Genomic DNA, 12,144 nt, shown 5'->3' with positions numbered 1-12,144 from the left:
ATTCATAATTCTATTCTATGATATTAACAAATCAATTTACTGTCAAAGGAATAGCCTCTGTCATTGTGGTAATGCTATCTATAGTGGCTTTTTCCTCCTGTAAAAGTAGAGCAAAAAAAAGCGATTTGTCGTCAAAAACGGGAGTTGCCTATAACGACCCCTACAATGGAGGATTACAGATCAATAGAAAAGTCAAGGAAACACCTGGTCCTGGCTTAGTTGCTATCGAAGGGGGCACATTTGTTATGGGAGGCAGTTTAAACGAAGATTTAGGCTACTCTCACGACAACCTAAAGCGTCGTGTTACTGTAGCTTCGTTCTATATCGACGAAACCGAAGTCTCCAATGCAGATTGGTTGGAATATCTCCATTGGATTGCCCAAAATTTTCCTAATGACGGTAAACTTTACTATGATGCGCTTCCTGATTCCTTAGTATGGCGTCATCCTTTATCTTACAACGAACCCTATGTAAATCTCTATCTAAGGCATCCCGCATTTCAAGACTACCCTGTTGTAGGCGTATCGTGGGAACAAGCAACGGCTTACTGCCAATGGAGAACAGATCGTGTGAACGAGAACATTCTGCGACAGTCAGGCATGTTAGTCGATTACAAGACACGTTCTGATGAGAAAACATCCGGAGATGCCTTTAACACCGAAATTTACCTTAATGGACAACTAAAGGGAGAAGGTATAGATGGGCCTAAAATGCCGAAGGATAATAAACCAGGAGCAGAGGCTCAAGCTAAGCGTACCGTACGAATGGAAGACGGTATATTAAAGCAACCTTATCGTTTGCCTACCGAAGCAGAATGGGAATACGCCGCACTCGGACTTATTGGAAATACCATCGAGGGGAATGTAGACAATAGCAGAACCTATCCCTGGAGTGGACTGGGTGTACGTTCCGATAAACGTAAAAACCAAGGCCGTATGTTAGCCAACTTTAAAATTACGAGTGGTAATAATATGGGAGTGGCCGGCGATTTAAATGACGGGGGAGATATCACTGTACCCGTTACGAGCTACGCCCCCAATGACTTCGGACTTTACAACATGGCGGGCAATGTCAACGAGTGGGTAAATGATGTGTATCGGCAGTTATCTTTCGAAGACTTTGAAGACTTTAACCCTTTCCGTGGCAATGTTTTTATGGACAATAAATATGAAAATACGGAGGGAAGAGTATTGGCCAAAGATAAATATGGACGCCCGATCAAAGTGCCTGCAAAAGCACCTCGCAAACAAACCTGGGAAGAATTACAAGCCGAGAAGGAAGGAAATACAATTGCTATGGCTGACTACCAATATGATGCTCGCGGGGCAGAAGATGAAGAAATGAAGGAGCTTTATGGGAAAACCACATTGGTCAATAACAAAAGCCGGGTATTTAAGGGAGGATCATGGAACGACCGCGCCTATTGGTTAAATCCTGCAACACGCCGTTTTATGCAGCAAGACGAATCTAATGCAATGATAGGATTCCGTTGCGCAATGACTATGGTGGGAAATGTCTTTGGACCAACCAAAGGCAAAATGAAAACAGCAGCAAGAAGAGGATCTACACCTTAAAATATAAAAAACTATACAAGAGCTCTCATTCATCTTGAGAGCTTTTTTTTTACCTTTAAGCTGCAAAGGAATTATTCCCTTCAAATTAAGTTTAAAAAAAATCCAATAAAGCAGGTTACTATTTTACTAAAAAGGTATTAATAAGTGAGTAAGGAAAGAAGTGACATAAATGTTGATTTAGAGATTCTTAGTGGAATTAGGAATGGGGACAACTTAGCTGTTCAAAAGTTGTACAAGTTTCATTTCCCTCCCATTGCCAAGATGATTCTAAATAATCAAGGAAGTACAGAAGAAGCTCAAGATATATTCCAGGAGACGATCATGGTTCTTTATGACAAAGTGATGCATGGTAATCTTGAATTGAGCAGTAAGCTACAGACTTTTTTATACGCGATATCTAAACGACTATGGCTCAAACAGCTTACTCGAGGGGAGTCGAAGTTTCAGAAGGATTTGATTGATGATATCGAAGATTCTCTGGCTGCTGACGAGGCGATTGAAGAGCATGAGATTTTGGAATCCAATTTATTGCACATGGAGAAAGCACTTATCGAATTAGGAGAACCTTGCAAAACAATTTTGCATGACTTCTATATACTCGATAAATCTATGGGAGACATTTGCGATAAATTCGGTTATACCAATACCGACAATGCTAAAAATCAAAAATATAAATGCCTTCAGCGCCTAAAAAAAATGTTTTTTAAAAAATAGGTTATTATTATCTCATGAGACGCGTAAGTCAACAAGAATTTATAGATTGGGCAGACTCCTACCTCCGCGGCGAGCTATCAGGTGAGGAACGTTTTCAATTTGAAAGCCATTGTGCTGAACAACCGGAACATGCCGCTTTGTTTGAGCAACATAAGACATTTGTGAATCAAATCAAACAAGTCGATGCGAGGATACATTTTAAAGATAATCTCCGTCTGGCAGCAAAAAAACAACGCATCCAACATAGTGACAAAAAACCCGTAAAAATAGTTTCTCTGCTCGATAGGCTAAAGTGGAATGCTGCTGTCGCGGCTGCTATTGCTATTGTCTCTGTATTTTCTACGCTGTGGCTAACGGGATATTATTCGAATCTAAGGAAAACAACCTCAGATTATAGTGCATTACGTCGTGACATGAATAACGTAAAACGCAATGTTAATGCGCATAATGCAGCTATTAAAAATATAAACGACAAGAAAGTTAGTGCAGAACCCATGCATTTCGGAGCTACAGGTTTCATGATTACAAAAGATGGGTACGTTGTAACCAATTACCATGTCATAACCGGTGCGGACTCTGTACACTTACAAAATCATAAAGGCCAATCTTTCAAAGCCGAGATTATTTTTACGAACCCAGAGAAAGACCTTGCGATCTTACATATTCAAGATTCTTCTTTTAAATCCCTAAAAACATTACCTTATACCTTCAAAAGAAAAGATTCTGATTTAGGCGAAGATATCTATACCATAGGCTTTCCTAGAGACGAGGCTGTGTATGGACAAGGTTACTTGAGCTCGTCAACCGGATACGCTGGAGATACCTTGGCTTATCAAATATCTATACCTGTTAACCCTGGTAACAGCGGAGGTCCTGTATTAGACAGAGAGGGAAATGTAATAGGCATCATTAGCGGTAAACAAAAAGGAATCGATGGTGCGGCCTTTGCCATCAAAACGAAAGCGCTTTTAGAAACTTTAAATAGTATTCCTGCCGATTCATTGCGCGGTAACATCGTGCTAAACAATCGAAATATGTTAAATAACTTGCCTCGCACAGATCAAATCAAGAAATTGCAGGACTATATATATATTGTCAAAGTATATTAATAGCAGTATATAGCACAAGAAAAAGGAGGAGTTTATGATTAACTCCTCCTTTTTCTTTTTTACTTATTCGGTTGCGGCGTGACGCGCAAATATGGTTTAATCTCTTTAAATCCTTTTGGAAATTTAGCAGGAATATCTTCTGTTTTGATCGCAGGAACAACAATCACATCTTCACCATCCTTCCAGTCAGCAGGTGTAGCGACCGAATACTGATCTGTAAGCTGCAAGGAGTCTATTACACGCAATATCTCGTTGAAGTTTCGCCCAGTAGATGCAGGATAAGTTAACGTCAATTTTACTTTCTTATCAGGTCCAATAACAAATACAGATCGAACAGTTGCCGTTGCGGATGCATTCGGGTGAATCATGTCATAAAGTTCCGCCACGTGACGATCCTTATCGGCAATGATCGGAAAATCGACCGTAGTTTGTTGCGTCTCATTGATATCACTAATCCAGCCCAAGTGGTCTTCTAATGAGTCTACACTTAAAGCCAAAACTTTTACATTTCTTTTCTCAAATTCAGATTTTAATTGTGCTGTACGCCCTAATTCCGTTGTACAAACTGGTGTATAGTCCGAAGGATGTGAATACAAAACCGCCCATCCTCCATCGATGTACGAATAGAAATCTATGTTACCTACTGTTGTTTCCGCCTGAAAATTGGGCGCTGTATCTCCTAATCTTAAACTCATATCTTTTTATTTTTAAATTGTTAACTAATCAAATTACTTACTCTACAAATTTAGTAGATTAAATGACTTCTCAAAATCAATTTCACTATTACACGTAAACTTTAACAAAACTTACATTGTTTTTACTATGCAAGCATAATAAATAACAGTATATTTGATTAAAACATCGGCTATGGATTTTACACAAACAGAAGAACATAGGCTTATTCGCGAAACAGCCAAAGAATTTGCAAAAAGCTTATTGCCCGGCATAATCGAGAGAGATGAAAAAGCACTATTCCCACATAAGCAAGTTACACAAATGGGGCAATTGGGTTTTATGGGAATGATGGTGGACCAAAAATACAATGGTGCAGGCCTGGATACGTTAGCGTATGCAATTGCTATTGAAGAAATATCCAAAGTAGACGCCTCTGCAGGCGTAATTATGTCGGCCCATAATTCACTGGTTTTATATGGTTTAGAAGCATATGGTAACGAACAGCAAAAAGAAAAATACCTAAAACCCCTCGCTGCAGGTAATAAATTAGGCGCATTTGCGCTTTCAGAGCCTGAAGCAGGATCCGACGCCACTTCACAACATACTACAGCAATTGATAAAGGAGATCACTATCTTCTTAATGGCACAAAAAACTGGATAACCAACGGTGGAAATGCAGATACCTATATCGTAATTGCCCAAACATCCCCTGAATTAGGTCACCGAGGTATTAACGTTTTTATTGTTGAGAAGGGAGTAGAAGGCTTTGCGATCGGCCCAAAAGAGAACAAATTGGGTATCCGGAGTTCAGACACACATTCCTTATTATTTACCGATGTAAAAATCCCAAAAGAAAACCGTTTGGGTGATGAGGGCTTCGGTTTTAAATTCGCCATGAAAACGTTAGATGGTGGCCGGATCGGTATTGCAGCACAAGCCTTGGGAATTGCCTCGGGAGCCTATGAGGCATCCTTAAACTATTCAAAAGAAAGAAAAACCTTCGGAAAAGCGATATGTGAACATCAAGCAATACAATTTAAGCTTGCAGACATGGAAATGGAGATTGAAGCCGCTCGTTTGCTGACCTACAAAGCTGCTTGGCTCAAAGATCAGGGGCTTCCATACGTTAAAGAAGCAGCTATGGCCAAATTATTTGCATCAGAAGTCGCTATGAAAACAACAGTCGAAGCGGTACAAATCCACGGAGGATATGGCTATGTGAAAGAATACCATGTGGAACGCATGATGCGTGATGCTAAAATCACACAAATCTATGAAGGAACATCTGAAATACAAAGATTAGTGATTGCAAGAGATATTCTAAAATAGGGAGGCATATTATTCCTCCCTATTTATTACTATTTAACAACTTATCTATAGTGGCCAAATTATCATAATCCTCAAAAGAAAAACTTCCTAGCTTAGCAGATACGTATCCCAATAAAAATTTAGATTGTTGCAGTAATCGCTGTTGGATTCCGACATCAGTTGTCAAAAGCGCGTCTCGAAAAAAGAGTAATGCCAAAGGACGAATTTGTTCAACATGCAATTCTTCATCCACATAGTGCTGCAGCTCATCATTGGAGCAATTCAACATCCAAGTCCGTTCTTTCTTAAAAAAATCTCGATACCCCTCTTCAACTAATTGTGCATCAACATCGTTATCAAAAGCTTCATACTTATCCACAAGCAAGCGCAGAAACTTTCCCATTTCATTCACCCAGTTAAGTATCGTATCCTTCTCGTATCGAATTCCCATAGCTTATCTTATTTGTCCATTACCTGTGACATACCATTTTTCCGTCACTAATTTTTCTAATGCAAAAGGTCCTCGAGCATGCAGTTTTTGTGTTGAAATTCCAATTTCGGCCCCTAGACCAAACTCTGCGCCGTCTGTAAATCGTGTCGAAGCATTAGCGTATACCGCAGCTGTATCAATGCTATTCATAAAAATTTCGATTCGTTCTTTGTTCTCCGAAACGATACATTCCGAATGTTTTGAAGAGTATTTACTAATATGTAAAAGCGCCTCTTCAAAAGAAGAAATTACCTTTATAGAGCATTGCAATCCCAAAAACTCACGTCCAAAATCCTCCTCACTTGCTCGCTTCAAATCAGGGTAAGCTAAGTCTTGCAACAAGGCATACGCCTCTTCATCAGCAAAGACGCCTACGTTGCTTTCTGTAAAGTAAGGTACTAGAAGCGACAAGAAGCGCTCTGCAACCAAACGATCCACTAAAACCGTGTCTAGTGCATTGCAAACAGAAGGACGGGATATTTTCGCATTAGCGACGATTCGTGCTGCATTTTCTAGATTAGCACTCTCCTCTACGTAAGTATGGCATACACCTGCCCCGGTTTCAATAACAGGAACTTTTGCATGCTCTCGAACAAAATCGATAAGCGCTTGTGATCCGCGAGGAATAATAATGTCAACAAACTTCGTTGCTGTCAATAATTCTGAAACGTACTTCCGATCTGTGGGTAGCAGTTGGACAATATGAACATTCAATCCCCTTGCCTGCAAAGCGGATTGTATAATTTCCACTAAGATACAATTGGTATACCATGCATCAGACCCCCCTCTTAGCAAGCAAACATTACCAGAACGCAAGCATAATGCTGCCACATCGATTGTAACATTCGGTCGAGATTCATAGATAACACCGACAACGCCTAAAGGAACCGTCTTTTTTTCAACGATTAATCCATTTTCCAATACGGTTCGCGAAAGCAAAACTTCTGTTGGATCTGCAAGTTTCGCCACATCCAATATACTTTTTGAAAGTGCCGCTATACGCTTTTCGTCCAGTAGTAATCGATCGTAACGGGAATCGGCGGGGTCCATACGATCTAGATCTTTCCTATTCTCCGCAATAATATCCGTCATTCGAAGATCCAGCAAAGATGCTATCTCCTGCAGCAACTCTTGTTTATCTTGATCTCCGAGTTGTTTAATTGTCAAGGTAGCCTGTAAAGCCGACTCCAATTCAACCTGTATATTTTCCTTCATGAAATTCCTATTTCTCGTAAAACTAAAATATTACAGCAACACGATATCATCTGCATGTGCTACTGCTGTGTTTTTCTTTTTTCGGATAGCATTTAAATCTGACACATAAATTTTCGCTTTTGCAACAGCGAACACATTTCCTTCTTCATCTGCTATTTGAAACACTTCCCCAATTTCTAACTCCTGATTCAACTCAATGATCCCAACGGCCAACAGACTCTTCCGTTTCTGTAAAGCTTCAACAGCTCCTGTATCAATTTTAACAAGCCCCTTTATCAAACTACCACTAGCCATCCATTTATTTCGAGAAGATACTTTCTTCACCTGTGGTCTACAGACTGTACCTGTTTCTCCACGTACAGCCTTCAATATTCCATCTTCGGTCTGCATACTAAAGATAACAGCCTGGATTCCCATCTGATTTGCCAGTCGCGCAAAATTAAGTTTCGAAGTCATCCCTCCTAATCCAACGGCAGACTTCTCTTTCTTTGCAAGAGACAGAGCCTCTCGATCAATAACCTTAATTTCGGGAACTACTTTTCCTTTACTATCTAACACACCGGGAACGGAAGTGCTAAACAATAATTGCTCTGCACCAAAACCAACCGCTATCAACGTAGCAAGCTCATCATTGTCCGAAAATTTAAGCTCTTTATTACTAACAACATCATTTTCATTGGCGATGGGAATAATATTATTCTTCCACAATTCTTGATACGTGTCCTTCAACTGTAAGAACTGTGCCCTATTGGCAAAATGTTGTCTTTCACAAAGGCTCTGTGCCAACGCGATATTAAAAGGTTTAAAATAAGTACTATAAGTCCTAACAAGCAACGGGTTTCCGATTGCCGCTGCCGCCTTTCTTTCGGATAAACTACCATCGTATTTGGTTAGAAATTTTTTTCCCGCAGCTACAGCACCAGAAGATACAAGCACAATATTATAAGTAGACTGCAATTGAGCAGTCTGTCTTGCAATCTCCAAGACAATACGTTCGTCAATATTCCCCTCTTTGGTCGTGATCGAAGCTGAACCAAATTTTATCACCAGTACAGGTTTCTTCATTTTTATCAATTTTACAAATACCAAACGATATTTTTAAAGAGATGTAAATGTAACAAGCTTTTCGATAAAAATAAACTATCCCATTAATTTTAAAGCGAAGTTTGGTACGGTTTATGGACTGACATTACAAAAAGGAGATTTTATGAAAAACTATTTCTTACCATGGTTAGCACTCATACTATTGTCCTGTGGGAGTTCCACTAAAAATGAGCAAACAAAAAATTCCAGTTCATCCTTACCCGAAATCGGGAAAAATAAAGATGAAAACGGCTGTTTAGTATCTGCTGGCTACACGTGGTCTAAAGTTAAGGAAGAATGTGTCCGTCCGTGGGAAGGTACAATCAGCATGAACGTAACAGATACCTCCTCCAATTTTGAGACCGCAGCATTTGTTCTCATAGATTCTACAAAAAATCGTGCAGAACTTTTCCTTAAAGAAGAGCCTGAGAGCATTTTATTGGACAGTGTATCCCCTTATTTATATGCCAGCAACCATTACAAGCTAAGACAGGAAGACCACTGTTGGTCCTTGACACATGGCGGTGAAATGCTATACGAAGAAAAGAAATAAAGTAGTGTACTACTTTATTTCTTTCCAAAACGTTCTTCATAGAGTTTTTCCATAGCAAACATTTCATCTCTTAATTTTGCAGCTTCTAAGAACTCCATTTCCTTTGCCGCTTTTTCCATTTGCTTGCGAACATTTTCTATAGCTTTTCGTAGATCTTTGTCACCCAAATATTCCATCACAGGATCAGCAGCAATAATAGTACTTGGATCTGGCTCTACATAAGCCTTGGCTTCGCCCGGTTTAAAATCCGCAACAGAAGTTTGTTCCAAGATTTCCTCTCTTGTCTTACCGACGGTCCGTGGTACAATACCATGCTCCGTATTATAAGCAATTTGCTTTTCACGGCGTCTGTTCGTTTCTTCGATAGTTACTCGCATACTATCGGTCATTTGATCGGCATACATTATCACGCGTCCCTTATCATTCCTCGCTGCCCGACCTATAGTCTGTATCAAAGACCGTTCCGAGCGTAAAAATCCTTCCTTATCCGCATCTAAAATAGCTACGAGGGTAACCTCGGGCAAGTCAAGCCCTTCACGCAAAAGGTTAACCCCCACCAGTACATCAAATTCACCCAAACGCAGCCCGCGGAGGATTTCCACGCGTTCCAATGTTTTTATTTCGGAGTGAATATAACGAACTTTAATATTTAGTCTGCTCATATATTTCGTAAGTTCCTCGGCCATTCGTTTTGTCAGGGTTGTCGCTAATATGCGCCCCCCTTCTTTTATGGTTTTGTCGACCTCTTCTAAGAAATCATCCACCTGATTAACCGCAGGATGAACTTCAATAATTGGGTCTAACAATCCCGTAGGCCGGATAACCTGCTCTACGAACACACCCTCCGTTTGTTGCAGCTCATAATCTCCTGGAGTTGCCGAAACGTAGATCGTCTGATTCGTTAACGACTCAAACTCAGGAAAATTTAAAGGGCGATTGTCCATGGCTGCTGGTAATCGAAAGCCGTGTTCAACGAGCGCTACCTTCCGGGATCTATCCCCTCCATACATTGCACGTAATTGAGGCAAAGTAACGTGACTCTCATCTATCACGAGCAGATAATCTTCCGGAAAATAATCAAGCAGACAGAAAGGACGCGTTCCAGGTTTTCTTCCATCAAAAAAGCGAGAATAGTTTTCTATACCTGAACAGTATCCCAATTCACGCATCATTTCCAAATCGTAATTCACACGTTCTTCCAGCCTTTTTGCCTCTAAAAGTTTACCTTCTTCTTCTAGCTGTGCCTTACGCTGTACTAATTCATCCTGAATAGCCCAAATAGATTGCGTAAATTTTTCCTTTGGTGTTACGAATAGATTGGCTGGGAACAAAGCGATGTCTTCCACCTTGGACAAGGTCTTTCCTGAGATAGGATCAATCTCACTGATTTCATCTATTTCGTCTCCAAAAAAGGAAATACGCAAAGCATGATCCAGATATGCTGGATAAATATCCACCACATCTCCTTTTACTCGAAATGTTCCTCGTTTGAAATCGCCAGTAGTACGTGCATATAAAATTTCTACCAGACGGTGTAAAAATGCATTTCGACTCACGGTAGTACCTACAGCAAATCGAAAAATAGACCGAGAAAAATCGTCCGGATTTCCCATACCATAAATACAGGATACGGAGGATACCACAACAATATCCCGTCTTCCCGACATAAGCGAAGACGTTGTCGCGAGCCTCAACTTCTCAATTTCTTCGTTTATTGCTAAATCTTTTTCAATATAGGTATTAGACGAAGCGATAAATGCCTCCGGTTGATAGTAGTCGTAATAAGAGACAAAATAGTTCACTGAATTCTCTGGAAAAAACTGTTTAAACTCTCCATAAAGCTGCGCTGCAAGAGTTTTATTATGGCTAAGAATCAGTGTCGGCCGTTGCGTCTCCTGGATAACATTCGCTACCGTAAACGTTTTTCCAGAACCGGTTACCCCCAGCAATGTTTGATATTGTTCTCCTTGTTGTACACTAGTTACCAGTTCCTGAATAGCGTGAGGTTGATCGCCTGTTGGTTTATATTCCGATGTAAGCTTAAACTTCATTCGTTCCTTTCGATTAAAAGTTAAAAATACGGAAAAAAGAAGAAATACATATCGTACTACTGTCATGTTCGTGGTACAAAAATTGAATGATATTTAGTAAATTAGTAGAAGAACATAATCAAAGCTTTATGATCACAATCCTAACCAAAGAAAATAGTATCGCCAACCAGTATTTGGTTGAGTTGAGAGACATTAACATTCAACAGGATCGAATGCGCTTCCGACGTAATCTAGAGCGCTTGGGTGAAATAATTGGCTATGAAATAAGTAAGACGCTCACCTATCAACCGACAACGGTAGAAACACCTTTAGGTGAGGCGACACACCAAGTATTGATCGAACAACCTATCCTGGCAACGATACTCCGTGCCGGCCTACCTTTCCATCAGGGACTACTCCACATTTTTGATCGTTCGGACTGCGCCTTTATTGCGGCATACAGACATACGAAAAAAAGTGGTGAAATGGAGATCCATAAAAAATATTCAAATACACCGAACTTGGATGATAAGGTTGTGATTATAGCCGACCCCATGCTAGCAACAGGGAGGAGCTTAGTACTTTGCTGCAAAGATCTTTTGGCTGAATATAATATCAAAGAACTCCACATCGCCGTAGTCATTGCCTCTGAAGAAGGCTTACAACATGTACGTGCTTTTCTTCCTGAAGCCCATATTTGGATAGGGGCTGTGGATAATGAAATGACATCCAAAGCTTATATAGTCCCTGGTTTAGGCGATGCTGGAGATTTAGCTTATGGCAACAAAGAAAACTAAATTAAATAATAGAAAATTAACATCAAGAAATAACATAATGCACTCTTTATCAATAAATTTATATCAAATATTTCATCACTATGGTTTGGCAGAAGTACAATGGCGAAACAATTCGCTCGTCCATCAACGACGCTGTTGAGGAAATTATCAAAAGAGAAATCCACATCGGAAACAAGCTCAAGGTCTATATTGGGACCGATTCCCAAGTAAAGCGTGGTATTATTGAGTTTGCTACTGTTATCGTTTTTTTGAGAGAACATAAAGGTGGATTTATGTTCATTCATAGGGACAAAAAAACACATCGTCAAAGCATCAAAGAAAGGATGCTGACAGAAGTTCAAAAATCCATCGATGTTGCCTATCAACTATGCCCTCTTTTAGACCAGTATCATGTAGACCTTGAGGTGCATGTTGACATTAACACAAACCCTAATTTCGAGTCTAACGTGGCATTGAAGGAGGCCATGGGATACATTCTCGGAATGGGATTCCAATTTAAAGCTAAACCTGAATCATTTGCCAGCACCAATTGTGCGAACAAAATAGTACAATAAAGCAACAGGTTTAGTATACTTCTTAAATGAAAGTGTATCTTT

The 12,144-nt window shown here is 40.0% G+C and carries 12 protein-coding genes; 7 read left to right on the top strand and 5 right to left on the bottom strand.

Annotated features, from left to right (window positions below):
* Positions 1-17: 17 nt before the first annotated feature.
* The 3 genes from ACSZOX_RS21360 to ACSZOX_RS21350 all read left to right on the top strand — a co-directional run bounded on the left by ACSZOX_RS21360 (position 18) and on the right by ACSZOX_RS21350 (position 3,397).
* Positions 18-1,574: an SUMF1/EgtB/PvdO family nonheme iron enzyme gene (locus tag ACSZOX_RS21360; protein WP_437922248.1), complete on the top strand. Its 1,557-nt coding sequence runs from the start codon at positions 18-20 to the stop codon at positions 1,572-1,574.
* Positions 1,575-1,718: 144 nt separating this feature from the next.
* Entirely contained in the window at positions 1,719-2,288 is a 570-nt protein-coding gene (locus ACSZOX_RS21355; RefSeq protein WP_437922247.1) for an RNA polymerase sigma factor, read from the top strand.
* A gap of 14 nt (positions 2,289-2,302) precedes the next feature.
* Positions 2,303-3,397: a trypsin-like peptidase domain-containing protein gene (locus tag ACSZOX_RS21350; RefSeq protein ID WP_437922246.1), complete on the top strand. Its 1,095-nt coding sequence runs from the start codon at positions 2,303-2,305 to the stop codon at positions 3,395-3,397.
* A gap of 59 nt (positions 3,398-3,456) precedes the next feature.
* Here the strand turns inward: ACSZOX_RS21350 and ACSZOX_RS21345 are convergent, their stop codons facing one another.
* Positions 3,457-4,092, bottom strand: coding sequence for a peroxiredoxin (locus ACSZOX_RS21345; RefSeq protein WP_437922245.1), 636 nt, complete (start codon positions 4,090-4,092; stop codon positions 3,457-3,459).
* A 172-nt stretch (positions 4,093-4,264) separates the two neighbouring features.
* On the opposite strand from ACSZOX_RS21345, the gene ACSZOX_RS21340 reads away from it, so the two are divergent.
* Positions 4,265-5,401 (top strand): acyl-CoA dehydrogenase, encoded by a 1,137-nt coding sequence (locus tag ACSZOX_RS21340; protein WP_437922244.1) that lies wholly within the window; start codon positions 4,265-4,267, stop codon positions 5,399-5,401.
* 19 nt (positions 5,402-5,420) lie between these two features.
* Here ACSZOX_RS21340 and ACSZOX_RS21335 read toward each other — a convergent pair whose 3' ends face one another.
* From ACSZOX_RS21335 to proB, 3 genes are read right to left on the bottom strand one after another with little or no spacing between them, the layout of a single operon-like run.
* Positions 5,421-5,831 carry a hypothetical protein gene (locus tag ACSZOX_RS21335; RefSeq protein ID WP_437922243.1) on the bottom strand — a complete coding sequence of 137 codons (411 nt, stop codon included), beginning with the start codon at positions 5,829-5,831 and terminating at the stop codon, positions 5,421-5,423.
* Positions 5,832-5,834: 3 nt separating this feature from the next.
* Entirely contained in the window at positions 5,835-7,085 is a 1,251-nt protein-coding gene (locus ACSZOX_RS21330; protein ID WP_437922242.1) for a glutamate-5-semialdehyde dehydrogenase, read from the bottom strand.
* A 30-nt stretch (positions 7,086-7,115) separates the two neighbouring features.
* Positions 7,116-8,150 carry a glutamate 5-kinase gene (gene proB, locus ACSZOX_RS21325; RefSeq protein ID WP_437922241.1) on the bottom strand — a complete coding sequence of 345 codons (1,035 nt, stop codon included), beginning with the start codon at positions 8,148-8,150 and terminating at the stop codon, positions 7,116-7,118.
* A gap of 142 nt (positions 8,151-8,292) precedes the next feature.
* Here proB and ACSZOX_RS21320 point away from each other — a divergent pair, with 142 nt between their 5' ends.
* A complete protein-coding gene (locus ACSZOX_RS21320) occupies positions 8,293-8,721 on the top strand; it encodes a hypothetical protein (protein WP_437922240.1) in 429 nt (142 codons plus the stop codon).
* 14 nt (positions 8,722-8,735) lie between these two features.
* Here ACSZOX_RS21320 and uvrB read toward each other — a convergent pair whose 3' ends face one another.
* Positions 8,736-10,772, bottom strand: a complete 2,037-nt coding sequence (gene uvrB / locus ACSZOX_RS21315; RefSeq protein ID WP_437922239.1) for an excinuclease ABC subunit UvrB — start codon at positions 10,770-10,772, stop codon at positions 8,736-8,738.
* Positions 10,773-10,900: 128 nt separating this feature from the next.
* On the opposite strand from uvrB, the gene upp reads away from it, so the two are divergent.
* Positions 10,901-11,548 carry a uracil phosphoribosyltransferase gene (upp, locus tag ACSZOX_RS21310; RefSeq protein ID WP_437922238.1) on the top strand — a complete coding sequence of 216 codons (648 nt, stop codon included), beginning with the start codon at positions 10,901-10,903 and terminating at the stop codon, positions 11,546-11,548.
* 80 nt (positions 11,549-11,628) lie between these two features.
* Positions 11,629-12,102 (top strand): ribonuclease H-like YkuK family protein, encoded by a 474-nt coding sequence (locus ACSZOX_RS21305; RefSeq protein ID WP_437922237.1) that lies wholly within the window; start codon positions 11,629-11,631, stop codon positions 12,100-12,102.
* The last annotated feature ends 42 nt before the right edge of the window (positions 12,103-12,144 follow it).

The sequence above is a fragment of the Sphingobacterium sp. LRF_L2 genome (assembly GCF_965644235.1).
Lineage (GTDB): Bacteria > Bacteroidota > Bacteroidia > Sphingobacteriales > Sphingobacteriaceae > Sphingobacterium.
This window is presented reverse-complemented; position numbering and strand designations above follow the sequence as displayed.